Below are 17,961 nucleotides of genomic sequence, written 5' to 3'. Positions count from 1 at the left end.
CACGGCGAGAGCGCACATCGCGCACCCCTGCCCGAACCATAGCGTCCGCGGTATTAAGAACACCTTTAGGATGGCGAAATTCGCCGCCCCGTCAAACGCCGGGAAGTCTCAGCTCCGCCCGCAGTCCCCCGGTCGGGGCATCGCCCAGGGTCAGGCGGCCGCCATAGAGCGCAGCCAGATCGGTGACGATCGACAGCCCGAGCCCCGACCCCGGCTTGGATTCGTCCAGCCGCTGGCCGCGCCGCAGCACCTGGGCGCGCTCGGCCGCCGAAAGGCCGCGGCCATCGTCATCGACCACGATCCGCAGCATCGGCGAGGCCCCGGACTGGGCCGGCGGCTCCACGGTGAGCTCGACCGAGACCCGCGAAGCCGCCCATTTGCAGGCATTGTCGACCAGATTGCCGACCATCTCCTCGAGATCCTGGCGCTCGCCGCGAAACCGCGCGGCGGGATCGGCGGTCGCCTCGACCACGATGCTGCGGTCGCGGTAGATCTTTTCCATGGTGCGGCGCAGCGCCTCGATGGCCGGCGCCACCTCCGTCACGGTGGACACGATGGTGACGCGCGCGGCGATCCGCGCCCGCTCGAGGTGGTGGGCGACCTGGTCGCGCATGAAGTCCGCCTGCTCCATCACCTTGGCCGCGAAGGGGTCCGCCGCATGGGTCGCCGCTTCGTTCACGATGACCGAGAGCGGCGTCTTGATGGCATGGGCGAGATTGCCGACATGCGTGCGCGCCCGCTCGACGATCTCGCGATTGGCGTCGATCAGGGCATTGGTCTCGCGGGCCAGCGGCGCGATCTCCACCGGAAACTCCCCTTCCAGCCGCTCGGCACGCCCGGACCGGATGTCGGCGATCGATTCGGAGATGCGTTTCAGCGGCGCGAGGCCATAGCGGACCTGGAAGATGGTCGTGAGCAGCAGCACGATCCCGAGCGCGGTGAAGGTGCCGCCGAGGTAGTAGTCGAAGCTGCGGGTCTCGTCGAAGATCTCCGAGGCATCGCCGGCGACGCTGACCAGGAACTTGCCGTCGGAGCCGAGATCCACCGGACGCTCGACCATGCGCAGGTCCTGGTTCTCCGGCCCTTCGACATAGCCGATCCGGATCCCGGCCGCCGTCAGCTCGATCCCCTGCTCCTCCAGCTTGGGCAGCTTCTTGTCCCACAGCGAGCGCGAGGCCCGTACCTCCGGCTTCTCGGTGTCGGTACGGGTGATCTGCCAGTACCAGCCGGACAGCGGCAGCTCGAACAGCGGCTCGCCCAAGGACTGGAATTGGCGGTCCGGCGGATCGTCGGGGGTGGCGACCTCGGCGATCAGGGTGCGGAGATAGAGGTTGAGCCGGCGATCGAAGGCGCGCTCGGTCGCATTGCGATACACCGAGGACAGCACGATGCCGGTGATGGCGAGGATGACCACGAGCCACGCGGTCGCGGACAGGAACAACCGGGTGGCAAGTGAACTCTGGCGCATGACCGCAAACTAGCGAAACGGCCGGCGCCCGGCCACCTCGAATGGCTGGCTCCGGAAACGGATCAGGCGCCTGCGGCCGGCGGCGGGGTCAGCAGGTAGCCGAGGCCGCGCACGGTCTGGATGACGTCGCAGTCGAGCTTCTTCCTGATGCGGCCGACGAACACCTCGATGGTGTTCGAGTCGCGGTCGAAGTCCTGGTCGTAGAGATGCTCGACCAGCTCGCTGCGCGAGACGACGCGGCCGGAATGATGCATCAGATAGGACAGCAGGCGGTATTCGTGTGAGGTCATCTTGACGGGGTTGCCCGACACGCTGACCTTGCCAGTGCGGGTGTCGAGGGTGACCGGCCCGCAGGTCAGCTCGCTCTGGGCGTGGCCGGCCGAGCGGCGCAGCAGCGCGCGGATGCGCGCCAGAACCTCTTCCAGGTGGAAGGGCTTGGCCACGTAGTCGTCGGCACCGGCGTCGAAGCCCTGGACCTTGTCGCTCCAGCGGTCGCGCGCGGTGAGAATCAAGACCGGCATCGCCCGGCCATTGCGCCGCCACGCCTCCAGCACCGAAATGCCGTCCATCTTGGGCAGGCCGATGTCCAGCACGACAGCGTCGTAGGGCTCGCTGTCGCCCAGATAGTGCCCTTCCTCCCCATCGAACGCACGGTCCACGACGTAGCCGGCGTCGCTCAGGGCCGTGGTGAGCTGACGGTTGAGATCCGGATCGTCCTCGACAACGAGCAGACGCACGCTTGCCTCCAAAGCTGAACTGCACGATTTCCGCCCTCAAGATGAACCGGAAGGCCGTGAACCGTGCATGAACGGAACCCGAGCGACCAGGTTACTTTTTGGTCATCTCGATCGGGACCGCCGGCAGGGGCCGACAGAATTGGGGCGGATATAAGCTCTGAAAGACGGGCATGAGAAGACCCGCCGCACGGATGGCGGGGCTCGAACGCGGATCTGAGGGACGCGGACGGACGTTACCCGGCCACGCAATGGAGCGGATCGAACGGTCCTCGCGTCAGGTGCGGAAGAACACGAACCAGATCAGGCCAAGGACGAGCAGCGCCAGTCCGGTGGAGATGGCCAGGATCGCCAGGACGGACGGTCCAGGCTCGCCCTGCCGCGCTTCGGTGGGGGTCTCGACGATCTGCGTCGGTCGTCTGGCTGCCATGGTGCCCTCAGCTCACTGTTATTCGCATTCCGAGCGGTGAAGCGCTCTGTCACGCACTCCCGTTGGCAACGTCGGCAGCCAGATGATGTTCCGGGCGGCGCCCCCTGCGACGGGTTAACGCCGATCCGAGAATCTGCCGGCCAGCTTGTTGAATCCGCAGCCTCGGGTGTTATCCTCGCGGCTGCCGCGAGAACGACGCCCGCAGCAGTCCGGTTCGGAGCAAGCCGTTAGTTCGGAGTTAAGTGGAGTAGGTCATGGCCCCGCGCGCCAATTGGAAGGGTTTTCTGCGCCTGTCGCTCGTGACCTGTCCGGTCGCGCTCTATCCGGCGACGTCGGAGTCCGAGAAGGTCTCCTTCAACCAGATCAACCGCAAGACCGGCCACCGCATCAAATACAGCAGGGTCGATGCCGAGACCGGCGAGGAAGTCGCCAATGACGACATCGTCAAGGGCTACAAGGTCGACACCGACACCTACATCGAGGTCACCAAGGACGAGCTCGAGGACATCGCGCTGGAATCGACGCACACGATCGAGATCGACGAGTTCGTGCCGCGCACCGACATCGACAGCCGCTATCTGATCCGTCCCTATTATCTCGTCCCCGACGGCAAGGTCGGCCACGACGCCTTCGCGGTCATTCGCGAGACCATCCGCAGCATGGACAAGGTCGCGATCGGCCGGGTCGTGCTCACCAATCGCGAGCACATCATCGCGCTGGAGCCGCTCGGCAAGGGCCTGATGGGAACGCTGCTGCGCTACCCTTACGAGGTGCGCAACGAGGAAGAATATTTCGACGACATCCAGGATGTGAAGATCACCAGCGACATGCTGGATCTCGCCAAGCACATCGTCGAGAAGAAATCGGCCGACTTCCAGCCGGAGAACTTCGAGGATCACTACGAGGCCGCGCTGATCGAGCTCATCAACAAGAAGCGCAGCGGCGTGACCATCGCCGCCAAGGCTGCACCGAAGTCGAGCGGCAACGTCATCAACCTGATGGACGCCCTGAAGCGCAGCCTTGCCAGCGAGGGTGACAAGGCGCCCGCCGCTGGCGCCCCCGCGCCGAAGGCCAAGGCCAAGAAGCCGAAGAAGCGCGTCGAAGGCCAGCGCGAGATGCTGCTGCCGATCAGCGGCAAGAAGGCCAAGGACGAGCCGAAGAAGGCCGAGGAGCCGAAGAAGTCGGAGAAGCCGGCACGAACCACCGCACGCTCACGCAAGGCCAGTTGAGGCCTCGATACGGCGAACGACCTCCGAACCTTCGCGCGGCGCACGGGTCCTGTGCATAATGGTCGCTCGACCGCGACTCCCGCGAGTTCCAGCTGTTGCCGTGGGCACGCCATCGCGCGTGGTGTTGCGGGTCATCCACCAAGGACACCGCATCGATCGCCCCCCAATTGGTGGAAAAAATATCTGCCTAGGTCAGGTAAGTCGATCCTGCGATGGTGGTCCGGCGATCAGGCGCGGATTTGTGATCGTTTCGACATCACTTCGATGCTTGCGGAATGATCACGTCGCACCTAGCTCTGCGGCGCGGGATGGTGATCCGGGCGTAGGCTTCCTGATGGAAGATTGATGTGCCTGATCGGTCGGGACGACGCTGGCGAAGTCGTCTCAGCCGCACGACGCGGCGTATCAGGGGGATGTGGATGTTTCAGCACGATGCGGACCAACGCCGGGCGCAGTACGCCTAGCGATGGCACGGGTTCAGCTGTCCGAGCTCTCCGCTTTCGCAGCCGTCGCGGATTCGTTGAGCTTCACCAAGGCGGCCGCTCATCTCGGCTGCTCCTTGCCGACCATCAGCCAGACCATCAAGAGCCTCGAGGAGCGGCTGGACGTCAGGCTGTTCAACCGGACGACGCGCAGCGTGGCCCTCACCGAGGCCGGCGAGCGCCTGCTGGCGGAGATCCAGCCGATTCTCGAACGGGTCGACCAGGCCATCGAGAGCATCAACGCGTTCCGCGACAAGCCGATGGGTACCCTGCGCCTGACCGTATCCCGTGTGTTCGCCGTGAGAGGGCTCGGGCCCCTGATCAGGTCATTCCTGGCCGAATACCCGGACATCCATATCGAACTAGCTGTCGACGACACCAACAGTGACATCGTGCGCAATCGCTTTGATGCCGGCATCAGATCCGGCCACCGGGTGGAGCGCGACATGAAGGTCATCCGCGTCTTCGACGAGTGCAGCTTCGTTGCGGTTGCCGCCCCCGGCTATCTCGCGGCGCATCCCGCGCCGGCCGTGCCCGAGGATCTCCAGGCCCATAATTGCATCCGACATCGGGTCCCTGCCGACGATACGCTGCAGCCCTGGATCTTCGAAAAGGGCGGCGAGCGCACCGAGATTGCCGTGGACGGCTCCCTTATCGTCAACGACTTCGATCTGGCGCTGAATGCCGCGCTCGACGGCATCGGCGTCGCGTATCTCGTCGAGCCGATGATCGAGTCGCATCTGGCCGACGGACGGCTAATGCGGCTGCTGCCCGGCTGGCGCTACGCGACGCCCGGACTGTTCCTGTACCATCCGAGCCGCCGGCAACCGCCGATGCCGCTGCAGGTCTTTCTCGACTTCGTCAAGCGCTGGCGCAGCGGCGTCACGCTGGACGCAATGTCGCGCGCGGCGGATTACGACGCACGCGGGTTGGTAGCAGCGACGTCACATCGAACGTCGATTCACGTCGAGCCCAACCGTCGCTGAGATCGCGTTGCGAGGCTGGAGAGGTCAATCGCGCGTCGGCAGCGGCGCTGCGAACGCGCCATGATGTACGCAGCTTGCGATGTGCACCGGGATTGTTCGGGATTCCCATCTAACCTATTCACGATTATCACCATTAACAAATCGACACCGCGAGGCCAAAACCGCGGCGTGACTGCGTCGATGCTGGTGCGTGCGAGCAGCGTGTTAACGACGATCGAGTGGGCTTCGAACAAAGCAGAGCGCATTCATCAAATTGAAATTGGCTCATGCACACTTCATTCAACCATTCCGCCGGCCGCGCTGATCGAGCCGTCGTCGGAATCAGAGGTGTGGGAGCGGCAATCTGGCGAAGCCAGGGGCGACACGCGGGGGGCCGTGTGCATCGCCATCAACCGGAGAAACGGGAAATGAAGACGTTGAGGGGCCTGCTACTCGGAGCGGGAGCAGTGATATTGTCCGCCGCGGCGGCGCAGGCTGCGGATCTTCCACTGAAGGCCAAAGCCGTCGAATATGTGAAGGTGTGCTCGCTGTACGGCACGGGCTTCTACTACATTCCCGGTACCGACACCTGCATCAAGCTCGGCGGCTATCTGCGCGCCGAGACCGCGCTGTGGACCAACAGCAACTATGGTGGCGCCTATTCAGGCCAGGCCGGCGCCGATAACCGCCTGAGCAACCGCTATCAGACCCGTTCGCGCCAGGATCTGAACATCGATACGCGCACCGCGACCGAATATGGCGTGGTGCGTACCTATTTCGAGACCGTGCTGAACTGGACCTCGGGCTCCTATGGCGGTGCGGGCGCCGGCGCGACGTCCTACACCGGCGACGCCATCTCGGGCGGCATCGTCGGCGTCTACTACGCCTTCATCCAGTTCGCCGGATTCACGATGGGCAAGGCCGTGTCGACCTTCGACGCGCCCTGGACCAACTATCCTGGCAACAATTTCGACGGCCTGGTCGGCGGCAGCGGCTCCAACAACGGCGTCAACCAGTTCACCTACACCGCCGATTTCGGCCAGGGCATCACCGCCGCGGTCTCGCTGGAAGACCAGACGCAGTTCTTCACCACCAACATCTGGAACACCTCGGGCATCACCGCGGCCGGCGTGCTCGGCGGCAATTATGGCTCGAGCAGCTTCGGCGGGACGGTGTCTCCCGACATCATCGGCATGGTTCGCGTCGACCAGGCGTGGGGCATCTTCCAGGCGTCGTTCGCCGCGCATGACAATCATGCCGCCTATTACGGCGCGTCCGAGACCTCGGGTCATCCCTCCGACAAGTGGGGCTGGGCCGCGCAACTGGCGCTGTCGATCAAGAACATCCCGACCGGTCCAGGCGACGTCGTCAACCTGCAGGCGGTCTACACCGACGGCGCGAGCCGCTACAACTTCCAGAGCCTCGCCAACACGACCTATTCGATGTATGGCAGCGCGGGCGTAGCCGGCGCCTATCAGAGCATCGGCTTCGCCGGCGTCGGCGACGCGGTGTTCGGCACCGGCACGGGCCTGTCGACCGTGCAGACCTGGGGCATGCGCGGCGCCTTCACCCACAATTGGGATCCGCGCTGGAATACGGCGCTGTATGGCGCCTATGCCCAGGTGCGCTATGGCCAGACGGGATCGAGCCTCATCTGTGCCGGCATCGCCGCCACCGGGATGCTGACCGCGGGCTCGACCTGCAATCCCGACTTCAATCTCGGACAGATCGGCCTCATCACCCGATGGACGCCGGTCAAGGGCCTCACCTTCTCGGCCGACGTGACCTACAGCCACCTCGACCAGAAATATTCGGGCACGGCGATTGCTCCGGCCGTCACGAGCACGGCAAAGCCGGCCGCGATCTACCAGCTCAAGGACCAGGACACGGTGAGCATGCTGCTGCGCGCCCAGCGCAACTTTTGAAGCTGGGCTGTTGAACCTCTGACTGCTCGACGAGCTTCCGGCGATGCCCCCGCCGGAAGCTTCGTTCGTGGAGACAGGCGGCGCGTCGCGAGGGATGGGGCGAAATGCGGCAGGCGTCGTGCGGATCACGACGCCTGTGACTTGTCTGACGGCGATGATCGCGCGGCGGCGTGACCGGCCGGCTACTTGATCGAGGTGTTGATCGCGGTGAACTTGCTGCTCAGTCCCGAGCCCAGGCCGTTGACGGCCGCCAGGATCACGATGCTCAATCCGCCGGCAATGATGGCGTATTCGATCGAGGTCGCGCCAGCCTGATTCTTCAGGAAGCTCGCAATCAACTGCCGCATCTACCTCTCCGGTCGGGCTCGATCATCTGACGCGCCGGAAGGGCGCGCCGAGGCCGGGATGGACGCCCCGCCGGAAACCCTCCGTCATCGGCTTGAACAATCGGTTAACCCGATGAGGTACCTGCGCGGCCCAGATTCGGAGCCGGCATTCCATCGCAGGCCCGCCCTCGCCCGACCTCCGAGATCCGAACCGGGGTGCAAGCAACTGAACTTGCTTCGCTTTATTCTCAGTCCGCGGCCCCCGGCCGGTTGGCGGCAAAGCCGAGCCGCTGAATCCTCGTCCGACACATTCAGAAAAAATTCGGCTTATCCGCCAGATGCCACGTCATGATCTGGGTCAACGGCGATGGCGTGGACCGCCTTAAAGGTTATCCTGGTCGCTATGAGCACAACAGATTCCGCCCGTCCCCAGCTCAAGATCCGCAGCGTCGCGCTCGACACCGGCCGCGAGAACGTGGTCGTGATCTCCCGCCGCTCGAAGGCGTTGCGGCCCGAGGTGTTCCGCGGCTTCAGCCGCGTCGAGCTGCGCTGCAACTCGCGGACGCTGCTGGCGACCCTTCTGATCACCGACGACGACGCACTGGTCGGCCCCGACGAGATCGGCCTGTCGGAGCCGGCGATGCGGCGCTTCGCCGAGCCGGCCGGCACGCGGGCGACGGTGTCGCCAGCGACCCCGCCCGAGAGCATGGAAGCGGTGCGCGCCAAGATCCGGGGCGAGACCTTGAGCGACCAGGCGATCGCTGCCGTGATCGAGGACCTCACCCACTACCGCTACTCCGACATGGAGATCGCGGCTTTCCTGATCGGCTCAGCCAGCTTCATGAGCTCCGGCGAGCTGCTGGCGCTGACGCGCGCGATGGCCAATGCCGGCACGCAATTGAAATGGCCCGAGCCGGTGGTGGTCGACAAGCACTGCATCGGCGGCATTCCCGGCAACCGCACCTCGATGGTGGTGGTGCCGATCGTCGCCGCCCACGGCCTGACCATTCCAAAAACCTCCTCGCGCGCGATCACCTCGCCAGCCGGCACCGCCGATACGATGGAGGTGCTGGCGCGGGTGAATGTCGGCGCCGACGAGATGAAGTCGATCGTCGCGGCCTGCAATGGCTGCGTGATCTGGGGCGGCCACGTCAATCTGTCGCCGGCCGACGACGTCCTGATCTCGGTCGAGCGCCCGCTCAGCCTCGACACCCGCGAGCAGATGGTCGCCTCGATCCTGTCGAAGAAGCTGGCCGCCGGCTCGACGCATCTGCTGCTCGACCTGCCGGTCGGGCCGACCGCCAAGCTCACCAGCGGCGCGGAGGCGATGCGGCTGCGCAAGCTGTTCGAATTCGTCGGCGACCGTTTCGGGCTCAAGGTCGAGGTGATCACGACCGACGGCCGCCAGCCGATCGGCAACGGCATCGGTCCGGTGCTGGAGGCCCGCGACGTGATGGCGGTGCTGGGCAACGAGCCGTCGGCGCCTGCGGACCTGCGCGAGAAGTCGCTGCGGCTCGCCGCGCATCTGCTCGAATATGATCCGAAGCTGCGCGGCGGCGCCGGCTACAACAGGGCGCGCGAGCTGCTCGACAGCGGCGCGGCGCTCAAGCAGATGCTGAAGATCATCGATGCGCAGGGCCCGCCGGAATGCCGCAGCGAGCTCGGCGATCTCGCCTTCGACGTCAAGGCGGAGCGCGACGGTGTCGTGTCCGCGATCGATTGCCTGCGGCTCAATCGCCTGGCGCGTACCGCCGGCGCGCCGGTGAACAAGGGCTCCGGGATCATGCTGTTCAAGAAGATCGGCGATCGTGTCGACCAGGGTGAACCACTCTATCGCGTGTTCACCTGCGATCCGTCGGAGCATGATCTGGCCGCAGCCGCAGCTGCCGCCAACCACGGCTATGGCTTCGCCGACGGCGCGAATGGTCGTTCGTGATGAACCGTCATCGAGCATCGATCCATCGTCCTCGGGAGACCACCGCATGAGTGTGACCGTTCGCTTCTGCGGTGCCGCGCATACCGTAACCGGGTCCTGCTATCTGGTGCGGAGCGGCAAGAGCCAGTTCCTGATCGATTGCGGCCTGTTCCAGGGCCAGAAGACGCTGAAGGAGCTCAACTACGGCGACTTCCCATTCCGTCCCGCCGACATCGACGCCGTGCTGCTGACGCATGCGCATATCGACCATAGCGGCCTGCTGCCGAAGCTGGTGCGCATGGGCTTCGACGGCAAGATCTTCGCCACGCGCGGCACCATCGATCTCTGCTCATGGATGCTGCCCGATGCCGGCAACATCCAGGAGCAGGAGGTGCTGGCGCTGAACCGCCGCAACATCGCGCGCGGCCGCGGCGAGGTCAGCCCGATCTACACCCAGGCCGACGCCATCGCGGCGCTGCAATACTTCCAAGCCGTCCCCTACGAGACCTGGACCGAGATCATTCCAGGCGTTCGCGCCCGCTACTGGAATGCCGGCCATCTGCTGGGCTCCGCCTCGATCGAGATCGAATTCGCAGGACAAGGCGCCGATGGCGGACCGCTGCGGCTGCTTGCCTCCGGCGATGTCGGGCCCGACGCCAAGCTCTTGCAGCCCGATCCGAAAGCGCCGGAGGGTTTCGACTACGTGATCTCGGAGGCGACCTATGGCGACCGGATTCGCGAGCCGACCACGCCGGAGCTGCGCCGCGGCCGTCTGGCCGGCGAGGTGCGCGACGCGGCGGCGGCCAAGGGGGCGCTATTGATCCCGGCCTTCGCGGTGGAACGGACGCAGGAGCTGATCGTCGATCTGGTCGGCCTGATGGAGCGCGGCGAGATTCCGGCCGCGCCGGTGTTCCTGGACTCGCCGCTGGCGATCCACGCCACCGAGGTGTTTCGCGCGCACACCGAGAGCCTCGACGGCGGCAGCGATGTCGGCCGTCTGTTGTCGTCGCCGCATCTGCGCTTCACCGAGACGGTCGATGAGAGCAAGGCGATCGCCAAGCTGACCGGATTTCACATCGTCATCGCCGCCAGCGGCATGTGCGATGCCGGTCGCATCCGCCATCATCTCAAGCGCTGGCTGTGGAACAACCGCGCCACCGTGCTGCTGGTCGGCTATCAGGCCAACGGCACGCTGGGGCGCTTCCTGCAGGACGGCGTCAAGGCGGTGCGCATCCAGGGCGAGGAGATCAAGGTCGCGGCACGCATCCGCATGATCGACGACTATTCCGGCCACGCCGACGGCGCCGAGATCGCCCGCTGGATCGCGGCCCGCCGCCCGATCGCGCGCGGCCTTTTTCTGTCCCACGGCGAGGATGCCGCGATCGCGGCGCTGGCAGCGCGCGTCGCCGAGCGCATCGTGCCGACCGCGAAAGTGTTCTCCCCCCTGCTCGACGACGTCTACGAGCTGACGAGCGCGGTGCCGACGCCGCTCGACGTCGCGCGCCGGCGGCGGCTGGCGCCGGAGGCGGTCACCCGGCTGGACTGGCACAACGACATGTCGGGCCTGCTGCTCGACATCCACGAGCGGATCGAGCAAGCCGCCGACGATCGTGCCCGCGGCGTCATCATCCGCCGCCTGCGCCGGGCGCTGGAAGAGTGATGCGAGCGGCGTAGCCGCGAAGGCCGCGCCTGCGATGTTCGTCGTCGAACGGTCACACTTTGATCGCACCTTGAGGACCATCAGGTGCGGTGCGAAGCTCGCAGACGGCGACGCTCTCGCAGCTTGTGCATATTGAAACACACAACGTGCCGACGGCTGGTCTCCGAGAGCTGTTCTGATAGGCTCGACACGTGGTTCATGACAACGGAACGATCCGGGTGAACCGGGCGCAGGTGGGGAAACGAGGGGCTCTCACATGCATCAACCATCGAAATGGTGGGCGGGACTGATCGCTGTTGCCGTGCTCTGGCTCGCGGCCGTGAGCTTCAAGACGGCTGATGTCGAGGACGACATTGCGCCGCGGGCACGCGCCGCCGTCGCGGCCGCCGTCCCCGACACAGCCGCGGCCCTCAAGGTCACGGTCGCGGGCCGTGACGTTCGCATCGCAGGGCCGGAGTTCAGTCCCGATCAGTCGACGAAACTGGAGGACGCCGCATCGGTCAGCGGCGTCCGGCTCGTCGAAGGCACCTACGACAAGCTGCCGACACCGAAGCCCTATGCCTTCCGCGCCACGCGAAACGGCGGCCAGCTCGTGCTCGAAGGCGCGGTGCCGACGCCCGCCGTTCGGAATGCCGTGCTCAATGCCGTCCGTTCGTCCGGTGGTGAAGTGGTCGATCGCCTCTCCTATGCGCTGGGGGCTCCGGCCGACTTCGCGGCCATCGCGAGCCATGGATCGGTCCAGGCCGCCAAGCTCAATGGCGGCACGTTCGCGCTCGCGGACAAGGCCTATTCGATCGCAGGTGCCGCCGCCTCATCGGACGTCTATGAGGCTGCCGTCGCGGCGACGCGGCAGCTGCCGGGCGGCGCCGTGCTCAACAAGGTGGCGATCCTGCCGCCGGAGGCAAAGCCGTTCATCTGGAGCGCGGTTCGCGAGGACAACACGCTGGTGATGTCCGGCGTCGTTCCGAATGACGATATCAGGCGCGCGCTCGAGGCCGCCGCGATCAAGGCCTGGCCCGGCGCGTCGGTGATGCATCACATGCAGATCGCCCGTGGCGCGCCTGCTGGCGATTTTGGCGCCTACACGTCCTATGCGCTGGCGGAGCTTGCCAGGCTGAGCACGGGCCGCGTCGTCATCTCCGACGCCACCTATGCGATTTCGGGCGAGGCGCCCTCCACCGCCGCCTACGATGAAACGATGGCCGGGATCGGCAAGCTGCCGACCGGGCTGAGCTTGGCGAAAGCCGAGATTCTGCCGCCGGAGATCAAGCCCTATCGCTGGTCGGCGGAGTTCGACGGCACCGGCTTGAGCCTCACAGGTCTCGCGCCGAGCGGAGCGGCCCGCGAGGCGATGCTGGGCTCCGCCAGTGGACAGTTCGACGGCAAGCCGATCAAGAGCCAGATCGGCATCGCCCGCGGCGCCCCGGATGGCGACCTTGCCAAAGCGAGCGCGAGCCTGCTGCAGCAGCTCGCCAGGCTGTCGCAGGGGCGCGCCGAGATCAGCGACACCCAGGTCTCGCTCAGGGGCGTCGGGCTTGCCAACGTCACCGGCGCAGCCGTGCGCGAGCAACTGGCCGGCGCCCTGCCCGCGCCGTTCGCGCTCGCGTCCATCGACGTCCGCGACGGCCCGGTCTCGCCTTACGCGTTCGGACTGCAGAAGCAGGACGGCCGTGTCATGCTGAGCGGCTACGTGCCTGATGACGCCGCCCGCCGCGATCTCGTCGACGCCGCCACAACGACCTTCATCACCGAGACGGTCGAGGACGGTCTGAAGATCGGCGACGGTGCGCCAAAGGATTACGTGCAGTCGCTGAAGGCGACGTTCCCGGCGCTGGCGCGGCTGTGGTCGGGCGCGCTGACGGCGAAGGACGCGGCGATCACGGTCGACGGGCTCGCCATCTACGACAAGTCGGCCGAGCAGGTCCGCAAGGAGCTTGCCGAGGCGGTCGGCAGCGGCTTCAAGCTCGACGACGTCAAGATCGGCGTCAAGCCGGAAAGCCCGCCACTCGCGGTCGCGGAGTGCCAGCCGGCGTTCAACGGACTGCTCGCCAAGGGCCGCATCCGCTTCAGCACCGGCAGCGCCGAGCTGAGCCGCGCCTCGCTGGCGCTGCTCGATCACCTGGTCGAGGTTGCGCAGCGCTGCAAGGATGCCGAGATCGCGATCGAAGGCCACACCGACAATGTCGGCGACGAAGATAACAACATGGACCTCTCCAAGCGCCGGGCGGCGGCGGTGGTCGGCTACATCGGCGACGCCGGCATCGACACCTCGCGCATGACCTCGGAGGGCTACGGGCAGACCAAGCCGGTCGCCTCCAACGACACGGCCGAAGGCCGCGCGCAGAACCGCCGCATCGAATTCGTCGTCAAGTGAGGCGCTGACATCATGATGTACGACCTTGCGACATTTCCGTTCTGGATCATCCTCGCCGTCGGCATCGGCGGCTTTGTCGGCTGGCGCACCTGGTCGGACGAGCCGCGGCCGGACTGGCTGAGAAGCTGGCTGCTGCCGGCGACGCTCGCCCTCGTCATCGGGATCCTGATGGCGCTGCTGACCGTGCTGCCCGGACGTGCCGGCCTGTGGCTCGAGGTCGGCCTGCTGATGGTCGGCGCCTATCTGCTCGGCTGCCTGATCGGCGGACAGCTCAGGGAATATGTCGGGTTGGGTGACACCAGTGCGATGTCGCCGGGCGGGCCTGGAAGCAGCGTCGCGTTCGCCGGCGCACCGGCGGCGGCCAGTCCTTGGGCGGACAGCCCATCGCCGGCTGCGCAAGCCGCAGCCAGCGTCGAGGCCGATCGCCTTGCCACTGAAGCTGCCGCGAAAGCTGAAGCCGAACGTGTTGCGGCCGAAGCCGCTGCACGGGCGGAGGCCGAGCGTCTCGCCGCCGAAACGGCCGCAAAGGCCGAGGCTGAGCGGCTCGCCGCGGAAGCCGCGGCAAGGGCCGAGGCTGATCGCCTGGCGGCTGAAGCCGCAGCGAAGGCCGAAGCCGAACGTCTCGCTGCCGAGGCGGCGGCAAAGGCCGAGGCCGAGCGCCTTGCTGCGGAGGCCGCCGCGAAAGCAGAGGCCGATCGTCTCGCCGCAGAAGCAGCCGCGAAAGCAGAGGCCGATCGTGTTGCGGCTGAAAAGGCCGAAGCCGAACGCTTGGCCGCCGAAGCAGCGGCGAAAGCCGAAGCAGACCGTCTTGCGGCAGAGGCCGTTGCGAAAGCCGAGGCGGAAGCCCGGCGTCTCGCGGCCGAAGCGACCGCCAAGGCCGAGGCCGATCGCCTCGCCGCCGAAGCGGCCGCACGCGCGGAAGCCGATCGCCTGGCCGCCGACGCCGAGGCGGAACGGCTTGCCGCCGAGGTCGCCGCATCATCGGCCCCGGAGAGCCCGGCCTCGGCCGACGACAGACCGCCGGCCCTGCCCGCCCCCGAGGGCGCCGCCGACGATCTCAAGCTGATCAAGGGCATCGGTCCCAAGAACGAGCGCGTCCTCAATGACATCGGCGTGCATCATTTCAGCCAGATCGCGGCGTGGAGGCCTGACCATGCGAGCTGGGTCGGCCATCACATGGCCTTTCCCGGCCGGATCGAGCGCGAGCACTGGATCGCGCAGGCCAAGCTGCTCGCGGCCGGCCTCGACACCGCGCATTCCAGCGCGGTGAAGTCCGGCGCGATCACCATCGACGAACATGCCGACGCGCCGCTGAGCGAGGACGAGGCGAGCTACCTCCTGGCCCACCTGCCGGCGCTGATGCCGCCCGTCGAGAACGAGGACGTCCATGGCGGCGCCCGCCCGCTCGGGCTCGTCGCGCCGCGCGGCGGCCAGGCCGACGATCTCAAGCTGATCAAGGGCATCGGCAAGCAGAACGAGGCGCGGCTGCACGGCCTCGGCATCTGGCATTTCGCGCAGATCGCGGCCTGGACCGCCGAGCACGCCAAATGGGTCGGCTCGTATCTGGCGTTCGCAGGACGAATCGAGCGCGAGCAATGGATCAGTCAGGCCAAGGAGCTCGCAGGCGGCGCGACCACGGAATTCGCCCGCCGCGTCGAGGCTGGTCTGGTCAAGTCATCCGCCGACGACGGCTCCCGCGGGCAGGACAACGTCGAGATCGTGCAACCACGCGAGTAGCGGCGCCAACTGGAGCATGATCCGGAAAAATGGAAACCGGTTTTCCGAAAAGATCATGCTCAAACAAAGAGATGAGATCATGATGCGCTTCCGTGGAATCGCATCATGATCTAAACGAATCGTCGGGTATGCAAAGGCGCTGACTTGCCCTCTCGTCACGCGCGATGGTGATGGCGCCGTGCCCACCCTGCTTTCCTACTCGGCGAGCTCGACCGCCTCGCTGCGCGACGGGCCGGCCAGCGGCCGCTCCTCCATCAGCATCATGCAGACCGAGGCGCAGGCCAGCATCGCGGTGGCCGCGGCATAAACGAAGCGGAAGGCATGGATCATGTCGGCTTCCGCGATGCCGCTGACCGCGCCATGGGCGCCCTCCGCCAGCGAAATGTCGGCGCCCAGCGCCATCAGCAGGATGGCGCTGAAGGCCGCGACCGTGAACGAGGACATCATCGAGCGGAAGAAGTTCATGGCGCCGGTGATGGTGCCGATCTGGGAGCGGTCCACCGCGTTCTGCAGCGACACCACCGAGATCGGGAACGCCGTGCCGAGCCCGATGCCGTAGATCGACAGCAGCGCCATCAGCACCCAGAGCGAGGGCGTCGTCACCGTCATGACCGCGGCGGCGATGGTGCCGATGATCGTGCCCACGATGGCGACGCGCTTGTAGTGCTTGACCCGGGCCATGGTGCGGCCGGCAACCGCGGCGCCGAGGGTCGAGATCGCCGCGATCGGAATCAGGCCGAGACCGGCCTGGCTCGGGGTCAAATGATAGACCAGCTCGTAATAGAGCGGTAGATGGACCGTGAGCCCGATCAGGGCGCCGAGTGCGCAGCCGCTCGCCAGCATGCCGTAGGGCACCACCGTTCCGCCCATCAGCGACAGCGGCAGGAACGGCTCATCGGCCCGCTTGGCGTGCCAGACGAAGGCCAAGCCGAGCGCCACCGCGCTGCCGATCATCGCCAGCAGGGTCGGCGACAGCCAGGCCAACTTGTGGCCACCCCAGGTCAGCACCAGCATGAACACGACGGCCGAGGCCATCAGCAGCAGGCCGCCGGCCCAGTCGACCTTGCGCAGCCGGTGGTAGACCGGCAGCCGGCCCATCTTGGGCAGCAGCAATGCGAGCGCCGCGATCGCGAGCGGGACATTGATCCAGAAGATCATCGACCAGTGCAGATGGTCGGCGAAGAAGCCGCCGATCACCGGCCCGAGCAGGCCGGCGAGCAGCCAGACCCCGCTGAAATAGGCCTGGTACTGGCCGCGCTCGCGCGGGCTGACGACGTCGGAGATCACGGTCTGGACCACCGGCATGATGCCGCCGCCGCCGAGCCCCTGCAGGCCGCGGGCGAGGATCAGCACCGGCATGTTCGGCGCCAGCGCGCAGACCACCGAGCCGACCACGAACAGGCTGAGCGCGGTGATGATCATCGAGCGGCGGCCATAGATGTCGCAGAGCGTGCCGAACACCGGCGCCACCGCGGTCGACGCCAGCAGGTAGGCGGTGATCACCCAGGAGAGATTGGTGACGTCCTGAAACTCGCGGCCGATGGTCGGCAGCGCGGTCGCCACGATGGTCTGGTCGAGCGCGGCCAGGAACATCGTCAGCAGCAGGCTCATCAGGATGGTGCGCACCTCGGCCTGGGTCAGCGGCACCGGCGGCGCAAGCGACGGCGCATCCTCGATCGCCTGAACCTGCGGCGGAATGGCCGGCAGCTCGGCGGCGATCTCTTCGGGCAGGGATTGGGACGCGGCAGGGTAATGCGTCTGCCGATCAAACTTGTTCATGGGATGAATGCCGTGCCCGGGCGCGACGACGCCGCGCGGATTCGCTGTCTGGCGAACTACTTAAGGCATAATTTTCCCGTGCGGCAGCGGGTCGGGTGCATGGGTGCATTCCGACAGCACGGGAACGGTCGCATCATCGTGACTTGCTGCGGGTGCGAGGTGATCGCGCTATTTCGGCCGTCGCTTCAACTTGGCCCGCTTCGGCAGCAGCACCGGCCACTGCACGATGTGGTCCTCGAGCTGGTCGTCCGGAACGTCGTCCTCGGTGCCCTCGACCCGGCCGCGCACCGAGACGCCGGCTTCATGGACCGTCTGAGGATCGCCCGAGATCAGGGGATGCCACCAGTAGAGATCGCGCCCCTCAGCCACGAGGCGGTAGCCGCAGCTCGGTGGCAGCCAGGTCAGCGTGCGGACGTTCTCAGGTGTCAGGCGAACGCAATCCGACACCTGTTCGGAACGATTCGGGTAGTCCTTGCAGGCACATAGCCCGGCATCCAAGAGCTTGCAGGAAATGTGGGTGAAGTAGATGTCGCCGGTATCCTCGTCTTCCAGCTTCTCCAGGCAGCAGCGCCCGCAGCCATCGCAGAGGCTCTCCCATTCCACCTCGGACATCTCTTCCAAGATCTTGGTTTTCCAGAACATTCCCTCCTGGCCCGAGGGACGTTTGAGCGGTGCGGTCATCGGGCGATTCTCAAAGAGGGCGTGAGGTGGCCGCCATCTAGGTGCCCGGCCCCGAGCCGCGCAAGGGGCTTTGCCGATTACGGCGGCACGTTAGCTTTGTGCATCAAATTATGAGCGGAACCATTGGTTTGTGACCCCCGCTCGGCTAGATAGATGATTGAGTCACTCCGGCGGCGGCGCCGGCAATGCGGCTTGGGGTCAGGTGCTCGGGTTCGGGCGGCTGACTGTGCAGTGCCATGGGTTTGCCGCAACAATC

The 17,961-nt window shown here is 66.4% G+C and carries 14 protein-coding genes; 8 read left to right on the top strand and 6 right to left on the bottom strand.

All coding sequences use genetic code 11. The features are described from left to right. Window positions 1–91: 91 nt before the first annotated feature. The 3 genes from ACQR1E_RS12565 to ACQR1E_RS12555 form a co-directional block, all read right to left on the bottom strand. Window positions 92–1,468, bottom strand: a complete 1,377-nt coding sequence (locus ACQR1E_RS12565) for an ATP-binding protein (RefSeq protein ID WP_434897095.1) — start codon at window positions 1,466–1,468, stop codon at window positions 92–94. Window positions 1,469–1,530: 62 nt separating this feature from the next. Next, window positions 1,531–2,205 (bottom strand): response regulator transcription factor, encoded by a 675-nt coding sequence (locus ACQR1E_RS12560; protein ID WP_006614547.1) that lies wholly within the window; start codon window positions 2,203–2,205, stop codon window positions 1,531–1,533. Window positions 2,206–2,479: 274 nt separating this feature from the next. After that, window positions 2,480–2,632: a hypothetical protein gene (locus ACQR1E_RS12555; protein WP_315756472.1), complete on the bottom strand. Its 153-nt coding sequence runs from the start codon at window positions 2,630–2,632 to the stop codon at window positions 2,480–2,482. 254 nt (window positions 2,633–2,886) lie between these two features. Here ACQR1E_RS12555 and ACQR1E_RS12550 point away from each other — a divergent pair, with 254 nt between their 5' ends. The 4 genes from ACQR1E_RS12550 (at window position 2,887) to ACQR1E_RS12535 (ending at window position 7,233) form a co-directional block, all read left to right on the top strand. After that, window positions 2,887–3,861 (top strand): Ku protein, encoded by a 975-nt coding sequence (locus ACQR1E_RS12550; protein WP_315753055.1) that lies wholly within the window; start codon window positions 2,887–2,889, stop codon window positions 3,859–3,861. A 466-nt stretch (window positions 3,862–4,327) separates the two neighbouring features. Continuing rightward, window positions 4,328–5,329 (top strand): LysR family transcriptional regulator, encoded by a 1,002-nt coding sequence (locus ACQR1E_RS12545; protein ID WP_315753057.1) that lies wholly within the window; start codon window positions 4,328–4,330, stop codon window positions 5,327–5,329. Window positions 5,330–5,389: 60 nt separating this feature from the next. Beyond that, window positions 5,390–5,740: a hypothetical protein gene (locus tag ACQR1E_RS12540; protein WP_315753058.1), complete on the top strand. Its 351-nt coding sequence runs from the start codon at window positions 5,390–5,392 to the stop codon at window positions 5,738–5,740. Then, a complete protein-coding gene (locus ACQR1E_RS12535; RefSeq protein WP_434872343.1) occupies window positions 5,737–7,233 on the top strand; it encodes a porin in 1,497 nt (498 codons plus the stop codon). Before ACQR1E_RS12540 ends, ACQR1E_RS12535 begins: the two co-directional genes overlap by 4 nt. Window positions 7,234–7,415: 182 nt before the next feature. On the opposite strand, the gene ACQR1E_RS12530 is transcribed toward ACQR1E_RS12535, so the two are convergent. Next, on the bottom strand, window positions 7,416–7,580 hold the full coding sequence (locus tag ACQR1E_RS12530) for a Flp family type IVb pilin (RefSeq protein WP_315716136.1): 165 nt from the start codon (window positions 7,578–7,580) through the stop codon (window positions 7,416–7,418). A gap of 382 nt (window positions 7,581–7,962) precedes the next feature. Here ACQR1E_RS12530 and ACQR1E_RS12525 point away from each other — a divergent pair, with 382 nt between their 5' ends. The 4 genes from ACQR1E_RS12525 (at window position 7,963) to ACQR1E_RS12510 (ending at window position 15,245) form a co-directional block, all read left to right on the top strand. Continuing rightward, complete coding sequence (locus ACQR1E_RS12525; RefSeq protein WP_315753061.1) at window positions 7,963–9,495, top strand: thymidine phosphorylase family protein; 1,533 nt, start codon at window positions 7,963–7,965, stop codon at window positions 9,493–9,495. 46 nt (window positions 9,496–9,541) lie between these two features. After that, on the top strand, window positions 9,542–11,134 hold the full coding sequence (locus ACQR1E_RS12520; RefSeq protein ID WP_316171141.1) for an MBL fold metallo-hydrolase: 1,593 nt from the start codon (window positions 9,542–9,544) through the stop codon (window positions 11,132–11,134). A gap of 256 nt (window positions 11,135–11,390) precedes the next feature. Then, entirely contained in the window at window positions 11,391–13,508 is a 2,118-nt protein-coding gene (locus ACQR1E_RS12515; RefSeq protein ID WP_434897094.1) for an OmpA family protein, read from the top strand. 12 nt (window positions 13,509–13,520) lie between these two features. After that, a complete protein-coding gene (locus ACQR1E_RS12510) occupies window positions 13,521–15,245 on the top strand; it encodes a cell envelope biogenesis protein TolA (RefSeq protein WP_434897093.1) in 1,725 nt (574 codons plus the stop codon). A gap of 195 nt (window positions 15,246–15,440) precedes the next feature. Here ACQR1E_RS12510 and ACQR1E_RS12505 read toward each other — a convergent pair whose 3' ends face one another. Then, the gene (locus ACQR1E_RS12505) at window positions 15,441–17,024 is read right to left on the bottom strand and encodes an MDR family MFS transporter (RefSeq protein ID WP_315753065.1); all 1,584 of its coding nucleotides are present in this window, start codon (window positions 17,022–17,024) and stop codon (window positions 15,441–15,443) included. A 168-nt stretch (window positions 17,025–17,192) separates the two neighbouring features. Then, window positions 17,193–17,705 (bottom strand): YcgN family cysteine cluster protein, encoded by a 513-nt coding sequence (locus ACQR1E_RS12500; RefSeq protein ID WP_315753066.1) that lies wholly within the window; start codon window positions 17,703–17,705, stop codon window positions 17,193–17,195. Window positions 17,706–17,961: the final 256 nt, after the last annotated feature.

Source organism: Bradyrhizobium sp. HKCCYLRH1030 (genome assembly GCF_051168395.1).
Taxonomy (GTDB): Bacteria; Pseudomonadota; Alphaproteobacteria; order Rhizobiales; family Xanthobacteraceae; genus Bradyrhizobium.
Note: the sequence above shows the minus strand (reverse complement) of the source record. Positions and strands in the feature narration are given on the sequence as shown.